The sequence below is a fragment of the Psychrobacillus sp. genome, assembly GCF_032154225.1.
Classification (GTDB): domain Bacteria; phylum Bacillota; class Bacilli; order Bacillales_A; family Planococcaceae; genus Psychrobacillus.
Genome location: NZ_JALDYF010000021.1, coordinates 1 through 16,297, shown reverse-complemented (window position 1 = coordinate 16,297; position 16,297 = coordinate 1). Strand labels below are relative to the sequence as shown.

The 16,297-nt window shown below is 34.9% G+C and carries 21 protein-coding genes and 2 riboswitches; of the genes, 2 read left to right on the top strand and 19 right to left on the bottom strand.

The genetic code is table 11. The annotated features are described in order from the left end of the window. Nucleotides 1–22: 22 nt before the first annotated feature. Entirely contained in the window at nucleotides 23–583 is a 561-nt protein-coding gene (locus RUH95_RS18760) for a carboxypeptidase-like regulatory domain-containing protein (RefSeq protein ID WP_313894432.1), read from the top strand. Between the two features lie 20 nt (nucleotides 584–603). Here the strand turns inward: RUH95_RS18760 and RUH95_RS18755 are convergent, their stop codons facing one another. From RUH95_RS18755 to RUH95_RS18745, 3 genes are all read right to left on the bottom strand, one after another. After that, nucleotides 604–993: a hypothetical protein gene (locus tag RUH95_RS18755; protein WP_313894431.1), complete on the bottom strand. Its 390-nt coding sequence runs from the start codon at nucleotides 991–993 to the stop codon at nucleotides 604–606. A 344-nt stretch (nucleotides 994–1,337) separates the two neighbouring features. After that, a complete protein-coding gene (locus tag RUH95_RS18750) occupies nucleotides 1,338–1,781 on the bottom strand; it encodes a GNAT family N-acetyltransferase (protein ID WP_313894430.1) in 444 nt (147 codons plus the stop codon). 66 nt (nucleotides 1,782–1,847) lie between these two features. Beyond that, complete coding sequence (locus RUH95_RS18745; RefSeq protein WP_313894429.1) at nucleotides 1,848–2,951, bottom strand: DUF1835 domain-containing protein; 1,104 nt, start codon at nucleotides 2,949–2,951, stop codon at nucleotides 1,848–1,850. Between the two features lie 85 nt (nucleotides 2,952–3,036). Between RUH95_RS18745 and RUH95_RS18740 the strand changes: the two genes are divergently transcribed. After that, the gene (locus tag RUH95_RS18740) at nucleotides 3,037–3,450 is read left to right on the top strand and encodes a ferritin family protein (protein WP_397469526.1); all 414 of its coding nucleotides are present in this window, start codon (nucleotides 3,037–3,039) and stop codon (nucleotides 3,448–3,450) included. Nucleotides 3,451–3,496: 46 nt separating this feature from the next. On the opposite strand, the gene RUH95_RS18735 is transcribed toward RUH95_RS18740, so the two are convergent. The 16 genes from RUH95_RS18735 to tenA form a co-directional block, all read right to left on the bottom strand. Further along, nucleotides 3,497–3,904, bottom strand: a complete 408-nt coding sequence (locus RUH95_RS18735) for an NUDIX hydrolase (RefSeq protein WP_313894428.1) — start codon at nucleotides 3,902–3,904, stop codon at nucleotides 3,497–3,499. 23 nt (nucleotides 3,905–3,927) lie between these two features. Continuing rightward, on the bottom strand, nucleotides 3,928–4,578 hold the full coding sequence (locus RUH95_RS18730) for an SMI1/KNR4 family protein (RefSeq protein ID WP_313894427.1): 651 nt from the start codon (nucleotides 4,576–4,578) through the stop codon (nucleotides 3,928–3,930). Further along, nucleotides 4,579–4,959: a ribosomal maturation YjgA family protein gene (locus tag RUH95_RS18725; protein WP_313894426.1), complete on the bottom strand. Its 381-nt coding sequence runs from the start codon at nucleotides 4,957–4,959 to the stop codon at nucleotides 4,579–4,581. It abuts the gene before it with no gap. A gap of 5 nt (nucleotides 4,960–4,964) precedes the next feature. Then, a complete protein-coding gene (locus RUH95_RS18720) occupies nucleotides 4,965–5,747 on the bottom strand; it encodes a nucleotidyltransferase domain-containing protein (protein ID WP_313894425.1) in 783 nt (260 codons plus the stop codon). 20 nt (nucleotides 5,748–5,767) lie between these two features. Then, nucleotides 5,768–5,962 carry a hypothetical protein gene (locus RUH95_RS18715; protein ID WP_313894424.1) on the bottom strand — a complete coding sequence of 65 codons (195 nt, stop codon included), beginning with the start codon at nucleotides 5,960–5,962 and terminating at the stop codon, nucleotides 5,768–5,770. Continuing rightward, nucleotides 5,959–6,855, bottom strand: a complete 897-nt coding sequence (locus RUH95_RS18710; protein WP_313894423.1) for a hypothetical protein — start codon at nucleotides 6,853–6,855, stop codon at nucleotides 5,959–5,961. The genes RUH95_RS18715 and RUH95_RS18710 overlap by 4 nt, the downstream gene beginning before the upstream one ends. Further along, on the bottom strand, nucleotides 6,856–7,311 hold the full coding sequence (locus tag RUH95_RS18705; protein ID WP_313894422.1) for an NUDIX hydrolase: 456 nt from the start codon (nucleotides 7,309–7,311) through the stop codon (nucleotides 6,856–6,858). A 77-nt stretch (nucleotides 7,312–7,388) separates the two neighbouring features. Next, a complete protein-coding gene (locus tag RUH95_RS18700) occupies nucleotides 7,389–7,958 on the bottom strand; it encodes a DJ-1/PfpI family protein (protein WP_313894421.1) in 570 nt (189 codons plus the stop codon). A 149-nt stretch (nucleotides 7,959–8,107) separates the two neighbouring features. Next, a complete protein-coding gene (locus RUH95_RS18695) occupies nucleotides 8,108–8,548 on the bottom strand; it encodes an SRPBCC family protein (RefSeq protein ID WP_313894420.1) in 441 nt (146 codons plus the stop codon). Nucleotides 8,549–9,032: 484 nt separating this feature from the next. Continuing rightward, entirely contained in the window at nucleotides 9,033–10,697 is a 1,665-nt protein-coding gene (locus tag RUH95_RS18690) for a M3 family metallopeptidase (protein ID WP_313894419.1), read from the bottom strand. Nucleotides 10,698–10,742: 45 nt separating this feature from the next. Then, complete coding sequence (locus RUH95_RS18685; protein WP_313894418.1) at nucleotides 10,743–11,576, bottom strand: MBL fold metallo-hydrolase; 834 nt, start codon at nucleotides 11,574–11,576, stop codon at nucleotides 10,743–10,745. A 23-nt stretch (nucleotides 11,577–11,599) separates the two neighbouring features. Beyond that, nucleotides 11,600–12,643, bottom strand: a complete 1,044-nt coding sequence (locus RUH95_RS18680) for a hypothetical protein (protein ID WP_313894417.1) — start codon at nucleotides 12,641–12,643, stop codon at nucleotides 11,600–11,602. 220 nt (nucleotides 12,644–12,863) lie between these two features. After that, nucleotides 12,864–13,481, bottom strand: a complete 618-nt coding sequence (gene thiE / locus RUH95_RS18675) for a thiamine phosphate synthase (RefSeq protein ID WP_313894416.1) — start codon at nucleotides 13,479–13,481, stop codon at nucleotides 12,864–12,866. Next, the gene (gene thiD / locus RUH95_RS18670) at nucleotides 13,456–14,277 is read right to left on the bottom strand and encodes a bifunctional hydroxymethylpyrimidine kinase/phosphomethylpyrimidine kinase (RefSeq protein ID WP_313894415.1); all 822 of its coding nucleotides are present in this window, start codon (nucleotides 14,275–14,277) and stop codon (nucleotides 13,456–13,458) included. Before thiD ends, thiE begins: the two co-directional genes overlap by 26 nt. After that, the gene (thiM, locus tag RUH95_RS18665; protein ID WP_313894414.1) at nucleotides 14,274–15,017 is read right to left on the bottom strand and encodes a hydroxyethylthiazole kinase; all 744 of its coding nucleotides are present in this window, start codon (nucleotides 15,015–15,017) and stop codon (nucleotides 14,274–14,276) included. The genes thiD and thiM overlap by 4 nt, the downstream gene beginning before the upstream one ends. Then, a complete protein-coding gene (tenA, locus tag RUH95_RS18660; protein ID WP_313894413.1) occupies nucleotides 14,998–15,687 on the bottom strand; it encodes a thiaminase II in 690 nt (229 codons plus the stop codon). Before tenA ends, thiM begins: the two co-directional genes overlap by 20 nt. Before the next feature lie 75 nt (nucleotides 15,688–15,762). Continuing rightward, a riboswitch (TPP riboswitch) is annotated at nucleotides 15,763–15,860 on the bottom strand. 58 nt (nucleotides 15,861–15,918) lie between these two features. Continuing rightward, a riboswitch (TPP riboswitch) is annotated at nucleotides 15,919–16,016 on the bottom strand. Nucleotides 16,017–16,297 lie beyond the last annotated feature (281 nt).

Sequence of the window (16,297 nt, the reverse complement as noted above, 5' to 3'; positions counted from 1 at the left end):
AAAAATAAAGGTTGTGGAATTCTTGGTTCAAAAAAGTCTATTTATATTTTTAATTGTCTCTTTTTTCTTTCCGTCCTTATCAGCTTTTGCAGAGACAAATGAAAACACAGTATCTGCAATATTAACAGCTAAAGTAACAACAGTTTTTGATGAAAATGATACACCAATTAGTAACGCACGAATTATAGTAATAAATTCAGTTGGTGCGATCATCGGAACAGAATTAACAAATTCTAAAGGAGAAGCAAAAATACCTGTTACAGTTCCCAAAGACCCTAAATTTCCAAAGTTAAATATGGGGGAAGTTACTGTCATAACAGTCGCAAATGGGTATAACGAGAATATCAACTTCAATGTTCCTATAAATGAATTTAACGATAATACAGCAAGAGTTACTGTACCTCTTTGGAATATAGACCCAAATAGACGAAATGAACCACAATTTTTCAACGGAAACTTTCATCGTTTTACAGTTTTTGGAATGTTGGATTATTACGCTGAGAAAATAGGTTTAAAAAGCCAAGAGTTGAACGTAGATATTGGAAAAGAGACACCTTGGAGTTCTGAGCTGAAAGGTAACTAAAGCTATTCATTTAGCTTATGTTAATGTCGTGCATTTTTTACTATTTTTTGCGTTTTCACCAATACGATTACCAAATAAATCACAATTGTATATACAAATACACTGCAAATAGAAGTAATCGCTTTTTGATTTGTACTTATTGGAGGATAACCGCTATGAGAATTAATATGATATTCCGCCTGAGCATATCCTCCCCAAATACTAAATAACGCAAAACTTAGTAAGATAAAAGCAAATATTGCTTTCTTATGAAAGATCGTTTGAATGAAACTATCCTTTAAAACTGTTGAGTAAGCTATTTGACTTTGTTGCTGATTTCTTGAGTTCACCTTTTTTGGAAAAGGGACTAAAAAAAATGTAATGAGTCCACCATAAACTAAAAGCGTAACTGCTATCTCAGAAAACCCCATAAAAACCTCCTAATTTTCACCCGCAAGCTATCTTACGGTTCATTGAATCCAAAACTCATTATGAATGGTATAAGGAAATATATCATCATCACCACAATTATCACAACAAAGATTTTCCTAATATTCCCTTTAACACCTAGAATAGCTGCCAATAAACCTAAGCCACCTAAAATAAATGGGGTAGCAATACTGATATCATAAAGATAATCTACTACTTTAGATCCCCACTTTGATGTATTAAAGCTGACCATTAAATATGTAAAAAAATAAAAGCAACGGCAAGAATCGAGAACAATTTTCTTCGCAAATTTACCTCTCCTTAAATTTGAAAGTTCTTAATCCATTTACAATGTTTTTCTGAATGAGTAACACCATTTATCATATTCTAATTTCTCTTCATAAAATCGATGTGCTTCTGTTCTTTGTACACCAGACTCTAAAGCAACATACTCTGCACCATTATCCTTAGCCCAGTCATGTATATGTTTTAACAACTTTTCTCCATACCCAAACGAACGATGAGACTCATCAGTTACTAAATCATAAATAAAGATATGACGTTTGTTATAAAAATTTACCCTCCAACTTAAACCAGCTAATGCTACTATTTCATCTTCAACATACATTGCGTATAACTTGTATCCCTCTTTACTCATATCTCGAAGTAATTCTAAATAGGTTTCTTCCGTTAAATCAGTTCGTAATTGCTTCATAATAGGAAAAGCTTCTAACCACTGTGCACTATCTGTTAACTCCATTATATTTTCTAGTGTAGAATTCACCATCATTCATTTCCTCCAATATTATTGTTTGTTCTCTCCATTTAGCTCAGTATGAAAACGATAAGGCCTTAATCAGCGAAGTTTTACACTATAATGCCATTCTGATTTAGGTATTCCTTTAAGTTCAAGTACCCCACTGTATATTAAATGCCGCACCCGAAACTCTAAAAAATAGTAATTTAAATACGAGTTCATTTTTGTAAATACTTCACCAATCACACTTCCAGCCTTGATAAAATCTTTCATTCCTTGCTCATGATGCATTTTTTCAAGCGTTTCGATAATGAGTAAATCATAGTGGTTTTCTGGTAAACCTCTTAGTTCGTCATCTATCCATAAACGTAGTACTTCTTTCGTTTCGGACAACTTTTCCCATTCCCTTTGAAATTGAATACGCTTCTCATCAGTTAATAGTTCATACTCTTTGTTATTCGCAAAAAACTGTCTTACCATTTCTGAATCCATTTGACTTGTATGAAAAATAGATTGCTTTTCTTCGGTAGCACTAGATTTCTCATATAGTTCAGTAGAGTTAATAAGAAAAATATCATTTGTCTTATCTCGCATTATGTAGAGAAAGTAACGTAGACCTACTTGCTCATCCGCATTATTACCGTACCAAATATAAATTGGTACATGGTCCCCAATATCCTCCATTTCACGCAATGTATTTATACATTTATCTCCATATTCATCTTGCTTATCATTAATATTTTCAAATAGCCATTCTTTGCGGAAGCTTTGTCCAGTTTTTTCATGTAAGATCCACAACGGTCCAATTGAGAAAGAGTCTGGATATGCTATTACATTTCTTGGTCTTTCAACTCCCGCATTTAGCAAACCTGCGGCGGATTCTGAAGTAACGATATGAACTGGGCCAAATTCATTTCTCCTGGATTGTTCATGCAAGATTTTTTGAATCTGTTTATTTATTTCCTCCACTATCTTGTTCATACCATCCTCGTTGAGAAAGAATGTTCTCCCCTCAACTGACTGTCTTTCCTTGTACTCGAACGTTTCAAAATCGTCTGGATGATTGATTTCGAATGCCTCGCACTTGTTACCATCATTAAAGTCCGATACCGTTACATATTTTAGTGTTTCAACGCGATAAACAAGCACAACATTAGGTTCCAATAAAAAATAGATAAATGGATAATTGACTTTAGTTTTCATAAAGATCAACCCCTTCCCTACTATGATGGACATGTTTCATTTAACATGATGACTTCATACATTATCCAAAAGAGGTGAAATTAATTTGAATAACCCATCCTCTGATGCAAAACTAATTACAGATCTTACTAAGGCTATAAATGGCGAATACAAAGCGATTTATTGTTATGAGCAATTAGCAAACCAAGCTCCAAACGAACAAATAAAAAGTCGGATTTTAGAAATAAGAAACGATGAAATTAGACACTATGAAGCTTTTGCTCATTTATATTTGTCATTAACAAGGCTACAACCAACTCCTCAGATGACAAACGATTGCCCTGAAGACTATATACTAGGTATACTTGCTGCTTTCCACGATGAACAAGAAACAGTAGATTTCTATCACGAAATAGCAAGAAGTACACATAATCCTTTTATTAAAGATGCATTTACACAAGCATCAGCTGACGAACAAAATCATGCAGTATGGTTTTTATATTTCATGAATCATCGCTAATTTTGGCCGGCAATCACGTCGGCTTTTTTGATTACATTAGCCTCCGTTAAAATGCAATATAAAATGGATGCATTTTGTCATTTAAGCAATACTCAATTCTTTCCCTAAAATTTTTCCAAGTAATCATTTCTAATGCTGTTTCAATAGGAAAATAACCTACTTCCAGACTCTCAGCACTAGTTGTCGGCTCTCCTCCAATCGGCGTAGCCAAAAATAATGTATTACAAATTGAATCATTCACATTTTGAAATACGCCACAAAATTTTGTTATTTCGATATCTATTCCCGATTCTTCTTTTGTTTCCCTAATTGCAGCATCCTTGAGTGATTCTCCTTCTTCCACTTGCCCTCCAGGCATTTCCCATCCTCTTCGTGGTCCTTTAATCAATAAAATTTCATTTTGATCATTAAGTACAATAGTTGCAGCTGAAAGTATATGTTTTGGTGGTGTCATTTTCTTAATCTCCATTTCAGTTATTAAATATCTAATCCTATCCATGTTCTAAACCTTTTTGCAGCATCTCCATCTGCATTAATTCCACTTTCGGAACTTGTTGTGAAAGGTAACCATTGCCAATCCTCGCACCCTACAAAAGCCACTCTTGACCAATTCTCAAGTAACTCTATAAAGTTATTTGCAATCTTATATCCATGCCCTTCTCCATCATCATGGCTAAGATAGACTATAGAAGCATCGTTACCAGTATTCATATCAAATGCTAAATAATCACCATTAGGCACTTCACAAAAAGCTAATGTATTATGCCATACAACATCGTATTCATCCTTATCGTTTGGAAAAACATTGTCAATCCACTCCATCTTCCCTTGTTCAAGCTGTGGAAACCGCTCTAGGTTCCAATGTGGTGTACCGCAGAAAATCCCGCTAAATTCATTTGGTTGCTCCATATCATCTGGTAAAAACCATCGTAGGCTGAAGTCCCCAGAAAACTCCAGGAGAACCTTTCTAAAACTTTCAGGAAGTTTGAGCCCAAGTTGTTCCTCAGTTTGAATTATTTTTTCGAGTAAAGCTGGTTCACCTATGACAACCTCTTGCACTTCTCCACCTATTTCTTGAATTCTAGCAGCAATCATTGCTACTCTATCTTTCAGTAACTCGTAATCCATCTAATCCCTCCATTTATCTAATGCTGCTCCAATCATAATTCCTACAGAATATCGGACTAAATCGATAGGAAGGAAACCTTTGCCTAGAATCAAAGATCCAAGCAACGTCCCACGAATCTGATTTATCCAATCCTCTTGGTATAACTGACTTATTTCAATACTAAAGCTAAACAAAAAGCTAAACAAAACAGCCGTTAGCATGCTCTTTCGCACAAATAAAAAACGGAATCCAAAATAGACCATCATTGCCCATAGCACATCACCAGCATGTTGCTCTACAAATAACGGCAAAAAAGGCAGTTTCCTAGAGGCTAAACCTAGAACGATAGTGATTATAATAGCTATTAAATATACCATTCTGCTGTTTATATGAACTTTCATTAGAATCACTCTTTACGTTTTGATTGATAAAATGATGGAACAATTCGATCCCAAAAAGGCTTAATTTTTTGTGGATTTATGGCCTTAGTGAAAACCCACTCTGCTTCCTTTTGTAGCAATTTACTTATAAGCCCGGCAGCATACTTATGATTTGAAGGTGTTATATGCTCCAAGATATACGTAATGTCTTGGACGATTTCTTTTGGAATAGATGACTCTATTGTCTTCAATCCCAATTGTGCTCGATTTGGGCTATATCGGTGCAGGAGTACTTTTGCTAGATGGCTCATTACTTGATGGAGCATACTAACTGACCATATATCATTGCCTCGAGCCGATGATTTTTTATATTGGAATAAAAACCACACAATATCATCTACTGCATCCTGAAACTCTTCTTCGGATAATTGTAAGTTTTGCGTATGCAAATACTTCTTTAATTTGTCCATCGGGTCATAAAGGACTTTCAAAAAATCCTTTTCGACATATGTATGTTCCGTTACTGTAAACAAATCCACATGTACTAAATTCTCATACACAGCGAGAATTTGTGGAGCGACGATGAAAATATCATCATAAAAAAGTAAGTTGTTATAAGCCTTTAAATGTTGAAGCCTGCATTGCAGAAAATCCTCTTTATCTTCTTCATTCACTAAGCAATACAGATCGATATCCGAATGTTCATCTTGTTCGCCTCTCCCCATGGACCCTTTCAAAAAAATCGCCTGTACTTTTTTGTCCTGTTTAAGACTATATACGATTGCCTCAACAGCATCCTCTAAAATCATCGTAATTCACCCCTATATAACTACCGATTTAACTTTTCTAAGTTGTCTTTTATTTTAATCAATAAATTAATGATGACTGTTAATAAAATGATGAAAATAATTCCAAGTAAAAGGAAAGCACCTTCATAACCTACAGCAGCAACAATTCCTCCAAAAATAATTAATCCAATGGCGCTAAAAGCAATAGCGGTAACTATATTTAAAATACTTTTCAAGAGTCTCTCTCCTTTTTACGATAGACTTGCATATCATATTGATTCCATTTATCTTTTATTTCATCCCAATGAGTAACTTTCCACGGATTAAAAAAAGTTTGTCCATTTTTATTAAAGAAAAGATTATCCCCTATATGATAGGAAGCATGTTGAATTACTTCGTTTGTATCTATCCAAACAATAACATCGCCTTCCATTATTTCATCATTTATGAAAAAATAATTCGCCCTTTCTAGTCCACTTTTAAACGTCTTTGGATGTACCCATTCAGAAATTATCCAATCTTGTACTGTTACTGCAAATAATGTTGCAGACAAACAGTTACTACCTGACACTATAGAAAATTGATTCGCATATTTCCTTATATGTAAAGGCGTTTGTTCTGGTACTTTACAACATGTCCAATTATCCCAAAGAGCTGCATATGCTTTCATAACATTTTCTTTTATTGTGTATGGAAGGTTGTTCCACATATTATATTGAATAACAACAAACTCTTCTTCGTTTTCTACTACAATGTATTCTTTTGGAATTCCAATAGCAGAAGAAAATAATGAGCTTGAAAAAATCAAACCTCTACCTACCTTTACTTGAATAGTTAAAAGCTCTTTCCTCTTTTCCACAGGTAAATTTGTTAGCCAACTAGCGGGTGCCACAATAATATAGTTTGCTTTACTCGATATATTCCAATATTCATAACTATTTACAAGTTGGATTTGATTATAGGATGAATGATTAAAAAATTCTTCTGTAGGCATGACTAAAACTTCTTTTAAATAATCTTCAAAACCCATCAATTGTGTTTCTTCTATAAAAAACAAGTCTTTATCAGGAACGAATGCATTTATCCAAGTATTAACCTGTTCTTTTGTTGGTACAATTTCAATAGTCATTTACTTTTCCACTTCTCCAATCTCAATTGACGCCCTACTTCTAAGAATATACGGAACCATATTTCCGCTCTTGATCAAACCTTCAAATCCACTTGCAATATGTACGTGTTTCTCTGCTTGCACCAAATCCATCCAGGTAACTTCCTCAATTTCTTCTGGTAATGAAATATTTATCTCTCCACCGATTATTTTCCCTACAAATGTAAAGAAAATTGCATGGTGTCCTCTTTCTTCAAAAAATGCTTCACCTACTGAAAAAATGCCATCTACTTGCACATCTAATCCTGTTTCCTCCTTCACTTCCCGAATAGCAGCTTCTTCAAGTGTTTCGTCATTTTCCACTGCTCCACCTGGAAGTGTATAGTAAGATAGCCCTGTACCTTTATTTTTCACCATTAATACATTTTGTCCAAGCTCATCTATGAGCAGGACATACACTACATTTACTCTTTTCATTTATTTGATTCTCCTTCTATGTACTAAAAAAGAGCTGAATAGACAGCTCACATTTTTTTCAAAAATCATCTGATAACTTAAGCACTTTGTCCTCTACAAAATTTTAATACCGATTCCACTTGCTCATCGTCTTTTAGCAACCCAAGTAGTTTACACGTCTCTACTGTGAATTCTGGAAAAGCAGTACCTTTTGCGGTAATAAATCCTTGCTCCACTTCAACATCATTTCCCGTATACGTACATTCACTAAAAAACTGACTATTTCTCTCAAATGTACCTGCATTACACGTAATCTTTTTATTATTAACAATTCCTGCTTTTGCCAATAAAACGGCTGATCCACAAATCGAAGCTATTGGAATTTGTAAGCTAATAGCACGATTTAATATAGTAGATATGATATCCTCTTCTACTAATTCGTCAATTCCATCCCCACCTGGTATTAGTAGCAAATCATACGCCTCTAAATTTACATCATGCAAAGAAACTTCTACTTTTGTCGTTAATCCACCAACGCTTTCAACTGATTTTCCATTAACGGATACCGTCGTTACTTTTGCTTGCCCTAATTTCTTCAAAAAAAATAAAGTATGTGCTATTTCAAAATCGGCATATTGAGGATGTGCGAAAAACAAAACGTTAACCATATTCCAACTCCCTTTTAATCCAAATACTTACTTTAACAATTTCGACATCCTACTAAAGAATCCCTTCTCATTTGAACTTTCTTTTTATTTTCAAATCAAAAAAGAGCTACCGAAGTAGCTCTTTAATATTCAAATAAATGACTACTTGCTTAATGAATCAACGATGCCCTTAAACTGTTCACACCATTTTCCAAATAGGCTTTTAAGCAAGTTAATACATATACCCATCCTTCTTTTTGTCCTATCATTTTGTTAACTATTTCAGGGTCATCTTCTTTTAAACCAGATTCATTTACTTCAATCAAGGTGCTTACATGATCTAATTCATTTATTGTAATTGTAACAACCGTTTCTTCGTCATCTTCTCCCCATGAAAAAACGAGTCTTTGATTTTCTATGACTTTCAATACACGAATTTCTACTTCTGCGTTGTATTCATCATATCTCCAAGTAATTCTCTTATCTTGTTCCATTCTTCCCGATCCAGAAGAAAACCAATAATTAGCCATCTTTTCCGGGTCTACTATTGCTTCAAATACTTCATTGGATGGCTTGAGTATTTTAAGTTTCGTCGTTATTTGCGTATCCATTTGAAATCAACTCACCTTCGATATATTCAAAACCGCACGATTTGTTCACTAAAATGTCTTTAAGGAGCAACAAGAACATCAGTTTATTAGAGCAGCAGATAATACAATTGATAATACTAAAAAGAATGTAAGAATTGCACCAAACAGCTTTAGATTATGGTTATGATAATTTTTATTATCCCTTATTTTTTCAATTAACTTAATAAGATTCAAAACCACAATACTCCAAGGATTGGTGGAAGTAATAGTAAATATATCAAGATGAATAACTCCTTTCTATTTTTCTTCAAACTTATCACCAAAAAAGTAGTATTCGTCTTATAAGTCAAATTCTTTCTTTATTATATAAGCTTCTTCCAATATATCTCGATTACTTTACATATGATTCGCCATACTACTAAAAAACACCTTTTAATTTTAACAATCTTTCTATTTTCAAATAAAAAAAGAGCCGTCTAAGCGACTCTAGGATCTATGAAGACAATTAAAGCTCTAAATAAAGCTCCACATCATTTAATATTCTTTGCATTGATTGCTGCCAGAATTCTGGGCTAGTCAGGTCAATATTAAAATATTGTTTGGTAAGTTGCTCAATTGGGGTAATACCAGTCTGACTCAAAAAACTTTTAAACTTTTGTGAGAAATGCTCACTCTCTTTTTCTGATGAATCTAAAAGACCATTACTAAATAGAAAGCCAAATGAGTATGGGTAATTATAAAAAGGATTATCTGTTAGATAAAATTGGACATACTTAATCCAAATAAAAGAATCGTAATTACTAAGACTATTTCCATATGCCTCTTGTTGTGATTGCAATGAAATTTCTTCTAATTCATCTGCTGTTAAAGGACCAGTTAGTCTTTTTTCATAAACTTGTTTCTCAAATAAATAAGCTCCCCTTATTCCCATCAAGTAATTTAGACTACGTTCAATTTTCCAGCCAATTATGGATTTTTTTAACGTAGAGTCTTTTGTCTCTTGAATAATATTATTTATAAACGCTGTTTCAAAGAAAATCGAAGCAGTTTCAGCTGTTGTCATTTCGAATCGATCTTCTAAAAATTGGAGTGTTGAAACAACCTTGATCTGTTTGTAATGCCAAGCGTGTCCTAATTCATGCGCAAGAATCCTCGCACTATCTATACAATTATCATAATTTAATGATATACGTGACTCTCCTTCACGAATAAATGGCACACAAAACCCACCAGAATCTTTAGAACTCCGTTGCTCAGCGTCTACCCATCCAGTTGTGACAGCATTTATTACAAAATCAGCCATGCTTTTATCCAATTTTTCAAGTGTCTTTACTAAACCATTTATAGCTGTAGGGAAATTAATAAAGTAAGGTACATCCTGTGAGGAAGACATTAACTCATGCCATGAAATCTCTCCTTTATTACTATCTTTTGCTTTAGCCTCTAAAAATTTTGTCAGCTTTGGAAGATTATCATCCACGACATCCCACATAGTTTGAAGTGTCTCATCTGATATACCATTCATCGTTAAAGATTCTTCCAAATAGTCTTTTTTATTTTCCTCTTTATAAAGGTTCAATCTTACTCCGATAATTTGATTATAAATAGAACTAAAAATATTTGACTGCTTTTTTAAAGAATTATTTAAAGCTTCAAAAGCCTTCTTTCTCGTCACTACGTCCTCATGTTTCATCGCAATAGTAATTGCTTCACCTAAAGTTACTTCAGTTTCCTCACCCTGAAAGCTAACTTTAATTCTAATGTTTTGTCTAACCTGCGTGTATATGTCCTCATAACCTTTTAATGTTTCCCTAGCAAAGCTTGATACTCTAGTTTTATCACTTTCACCAGAAAAGTTGTCTTTTTGGTCCAATTTTGCAACAATAATACGAATTCTCGATTTCAAAGAAGTAATGGTTAAACCAAGTGTGGCTAGACTTGAAGAATTTATTTCTTCCGAGGTTAAGCAATAATAAAATGACTCTGCTGTTTCAATATCTTTAATTACTTCAGAAAGTGCAGATAGTTCTATTTTTTCTTCTAAAAGTACGTCAATTGACTCCAATTCGTGAAGAGTTTTTTTTATAGTATCCAATTGGTTTTCTATTGATTTCTTTTCGTTATATATATTGTTCAAATTCCAGCGTATAGGTGCTTCTATTGATTTCACATTATTCCCCTTATTTCTTATTAAAAGTAGGTGAAAAATTTCTTCTTATCTAAGCCCAAAGCTTTTCATAAAAAACACTGCATTATTTGTAGGTTCTTTATCAAACTGATTTTTGTACTCTACTAATCCCTCTTCTAAACTGGAGCATTTATTAGCAATAACAAAACCAATATTTACTTGCTCCCAAAAATCCACTATTTCATCCTTACTGCAAACAGGCTCATGCGAACACACATAATATTCGGACTCATACTCTTCCAATATTTGAATCATCGGAAACATTAATTTATCATCAAAATGGTTATATCCATCAATTCTTTGTCCATAGACGCAATCGCCTAGAAATAAAGTTTTTTCTTCAGGTATATATAAAATCGTTGAATCATCTGTATGAGGACTTACAATTTGGCGTAGCTCACACGTTATTCCTCCCAAGTCAATTTTCAGTTGTCCCTCAAAAGAGATATCAACATTTTTAGGAGAAAATTTCTCTCTGTCTGGAATTTCATCTTTAATACTACCAACTAAAAAGTCATTCAGGATGCCCATTTCTTTTGCTAATTCTAATGAATGATTATCGTATTTAATATCTCGATACACATTTATATAATCACTTGTTTTCTGATTTGCAATTGAAACTACATCCCATTCGTTCAAACCAAAAGTATGATCACAGTGGTGATGGGTTAAAACCAAGTATTTCACTGGTGGCAAATTCATTTTTTCTATTTCCAGTTTGAATTCATTTGCATGCTTCGGTGAATTTCCCGAATCAACAACTAAACAATAGTTATCACCTATCACAAGACCTATCAATGGTCTGCCTGTTTCATTACTAGGCAACATATAATAAATTCTATCTGTTATTTTTTCTAACATTTACATCACCACTCCTATATTCTTTATAACGCTAAACTACCAGTGTATGTTAAATCTTCTACAGAGCATTGATCATTTTTGCCATCTAAAATGGACTCGACATCTATTAATGTTTGGGACATCGATACGGATTTTCCTTCTTTTCCGGAATAAGCTTCTGCTACAAATAAAGGTTGTGTGAAATATGCCTCTAATCTTTCTCCTCGTTCATATGTTTCCAACTCAACAGCTGGAATTTTATTGACTCCGTGAACAGCCACTAAAGATCGTAATTCTCTATAGCGACGAAGTAGTTTTTGCGCCCGCTGTCTCAACTTAAAGTGATGTTGGTCTAAATCAACTCCTTCGACGATCGATGATGTTGAATAGATTGGATGAAGTGCTGGAAATAGGTGGCGTATTGCTAAATCTGCATCCAGTTGCCAAACTGTTTCTAAAGGTCCATAAGGCATATCTTCATCTACTACCTCACCCGACAGGTCTAATAAGATAGTAGTAATGTTATTGACCCCTTCAGCTACTAATTTCTCCTGTAAATCCCAAAGTTCTCCCGATACCACATAGCTCTTATCTGTAATAAAAATAACTTCCTCTTGTAACGCCGAAAGTTTCGCAAGCGTTTCATCAATCGATGTCGTGACATAGTCTGCTAATTCCGTTGTTCCTTCTAACTCATTATGTTCAGTCGTAGGTAATAAGAAAACTGTTGTGAAATCGCTTTCCTTAAAACGATGCATTAGCTCAGCAACAATTACAAGCTGCCCCATACCCGGTCGTGCTACTATTCCAGTTGTACCACCTTTTACTAATGGTGCAAAAAAGTCTAACGTTTTGATTTGCGTCTCAATCATTTTCTGTTGCTCCCCTCGTATGATTAATTCATCCACTGTACAATTTGCGAGCGCCGCAAGACCCACAAGTGTCCTGACCTCTGCTTTTCCTAAATCGATTTTTCCAGTACATAAATTAGATACAGTTGCTGGTCGAATCCCAATATTCTTTGCGGCAGTCGTTAAATTTGGAACTTTTTTTCTTAATAAAGTTACGTTCAATCTAATATTATCCATAACCATCCTCCCTAGTTACTTTTAACAGTAATTTATTTTACGTTTAAACGCAATATTTAATTACTTTTAAAAATAATAATATTTACTCTTTAAATTTTATGATGGTGTATGGAAGACAAATATAAAAAAGCTAGGGTCAATTATAGCAAGAACCTAGCCAATTTAATGAAGTTATAGATTTCTAAAAAAATTATATTTGCATTAACATCGAAAATTCACTTTAAATTTCTCTAACAGTCTTCCAAATATCTTCACTTAAACTAATGGCAGAAATAACTGCAACACCATCAGCCCCTGCTTCACGTACGATGCTACTATTTGATGGTGAAATACCACCAATAGCTACAATGGGGACGTTCGGATAATTAGTTCTCGCTTTCCTTAAAAATGCAACCCCTGCTGGTGGTTTTGCATCTTTTTTTGATGATGTTTCAAAAATGGGTCCAACCCCAACATAATTTGCACCATTTAAAATTGCCTTCTCCAGTTCCTCCATTGTATGCACCGAAACACCGATTATTTTATTTGCTGCACGCTTACGAAACATTTCAATATTTAAATCATCCTGACCAACATGAATCCCATCAGCATCAAGCTTTAAAGCAAGCTCTACATCGTCATTTATTAGAAATGGCACTTTGTAATCGTGACATAATTTTTGGCATTTACGTGCAAATTGTACATAGGCATCCCCAGTAAGTGCATTTTCACCCTTTTCTCTTAATTGAAATATCGTAATACCGGCTTGTAGTGCCGCTTCTAGGACAACTAATGGATCACGCTGACAATTAATCGTACCCATAATAAAATATTTATCGAGACTCAGCGACATACACATCACACTTCCTTCCAAACTGACGATAGGCAAAATGATTCGTTGGACCAAAGCCATGCCCAATATTTAATGGGTTGCTAATCGCTAGCTGGACAAATTTTTTCGCTTCCAAAACGGCTTCTTGCAAGGATTTTCCTTTTGCTATTTCTGCTGTTAATGCTGCAGAAAATGTACAGCCTGTTCCGTGCGTGTGTTTTGTTTCAAATCGATTCGTCTCTAAGACAAAAGGAATCTCCCCTTTTATAAACACAACATCAACCGCCTTGTCACCAGCTAAATGACCACCTTTCATAACCACACATTGTACACCGAGAGAGAGAATATCCTGCGCAGCTAGAAATAATTCTTGTTCCGTATGAATAGCTCGACCACTTATGACCTCGGCTTCTGGTATATTCGGTGTGCAAACAGTTGCAATCGGTAGCAGTTTATTTTTAAGAGCTTGTATCGCCTCTTGTTGAAGCAAGCTCGCACCGCCCTTCGCAATCATCACTGGGTCAACGATAAGAGGTAAGCCTATATTTTTAAGTGTAACAGCGACACACTCAATAATCTCTGCATTAAATAACATGCCTGTTTTAATAGCTTTCACATCAAAATCTTCAAGGACCGCCTTCAATTGTGCTTCTACAAATTGTACAGTTGTTGGAAAAATGCCATGTACACCTAATGTGTTCTGGGCTGTTAAAGCAGTAATAACACTTGTACCAAATACACCAAGCTCTTGAAACGTTTTTATATCCGCCTGAATGCCTGCTCCGCCTCCACTATCTGAACCTGCTATCGTTAATGTAATCATTGATGTCCCTCCGCTAAATATTCAAGTTGATTTAGAAAATTTACATGGAATGTCCCAATTGTTGAATACGCATTTAAGCTTACTTGCTTATAATCACGAAGTAGATTCGTAAGATCTTCAAATGCGTTTTCACAGCTTGCGAGTTCAGCTGCACAAAGGGCACTTAGTAGACAGCCACTTCCTGTCATTTTCGTTACCTTTTCATGGCCACCAACGATCCATTCTAATCTGTTACCATCTGTAATCACATCTTGCACACCTGTCACAATCACAAGACAGTTATATTTGTTTGCAACTTGCATGGCCGTTTCAGCCACGTCAAGTTCACCAACGCCACTATCGACGCCTTTCGCTAACCAAGAAACACCTGCGATGGCCGCAAGTTCTCCTACATTACAACGAATTAAATTAATTTTAAGTTGTTGTAATAAATCCATTGTTGCTTGTAATCGAAAATTCGTAGCCCCTGCACCAACTGGATCCAACACGACAGCAATGTTCTTTTCGTTAGCTATTCGTCCTGCAAGCTTCATCGCTTCAACAGTTCGCGTATTTAATGTCCCGATATTGAGTAAAAGTGCATTCGATTTAGAAGCCATTTCGGCTGCTTCCTCCACTGCATCGGCCATCACAGGTGAAGCACCAATTGCGAGTAAACCATTTGCTGTAAAATTGGCTACAACATAGTTGGTAATACAATGCACTAAAGGTTTTTGTAGATTAATTTTTTGTAGGCTCATTCATATACACCCCTTGTGTCCAAGTTTGCATCGTCCATGGCATTTCCCAAAACATCCACTCGTAATAACAGCTTTTTTCAAAATGTGCCTTTAGAACCTTTTGTTTCTTTGGCTGTTCCCTTGCAAAACGATTTAACATCGACTTTTGCTTTTCGATTGATTGAAGCATTTCGTCAGATGCATATAATGCAATCCATTGCTCATACAGCTGTACATTCGGACGAGCATACTTAAGCTTTTGGCCAATTTCTTGATAGAGCCACGGGCAAGGTAACATGGCTGCAAATGCTTCTGCTACATCACCATTATGTACAGCATTGTACATATGACTCACATAATTATAAGCAGCTGGTGCGACCTCAAAATTTTCCATTTCTTCGGCTGTTACACCTAATTCTTGAAAAGTTGTACGGTGAAGCTCAAGCTCTGCTTCATGAATAAATCTCGCCGTGTTTAAAAAGTACTGAATGTCCTCGTCATTTGTTGCCTTTGCAGCTGCTAAAGCTAGTACTTTTGTGTAATGCTTCAAATAATACGCATCCTGTAACATATAAAACTTGAACTTTTCAAACGGTAAACTGCCATCTGCAATACCTTGCACAAATGGATGGTTAAAACTAGCCTCCCAATAAAATAACGTTTCCTGTCTAACTTTTTCACAAAATTCCATTCTTTGTCCTCCTTAATTGGTGGACGTAAGCGCAAAAAAAAGCGTCTCCAATAGTAGAGACGCCAAAAAGTGTAGACTACACCCATGATTGCTCCCTACGCCAGTGTTAACTGTCAGGTTCTAAGGGTCAGGTTTTAACCTTCTCAACACAATGTGTCCCCCCGCAATTAAAGTATTTGCAAAAGAAAGGCCCCACGTAAAAAATACGCGGAGCCGAATAAGTACATATTGATGATAGTGTACTTTGCTCCCTACGTCCATATTAATGGTCAGGTTCTAAGGGTCAGGCTTAACCTTCTCAACACAAACGTGTCCCCCTGCAAATTCATTTAATTACTCTAAGCTTAACTTAAAGCACCAAGGCAAACAAGATAAATATTGCAAGACATTTAAATTCAAATAGTCTTTTAAAAAATTTTCCCTATAAGATTCTTACAATCTTAAGAGTAAGATGAATAATGAAGAACGAGCACTGATCTTTATTCCAGAAAAACTTATAATTCACTAGGATGGATAACTATAAATAACTCTCCTTTTTATTACTGTAAATCTCATAAGCAAAATATCCAAATAATAAACCTATTCCAGCTCCTAAACTAAGTGTAGGTAA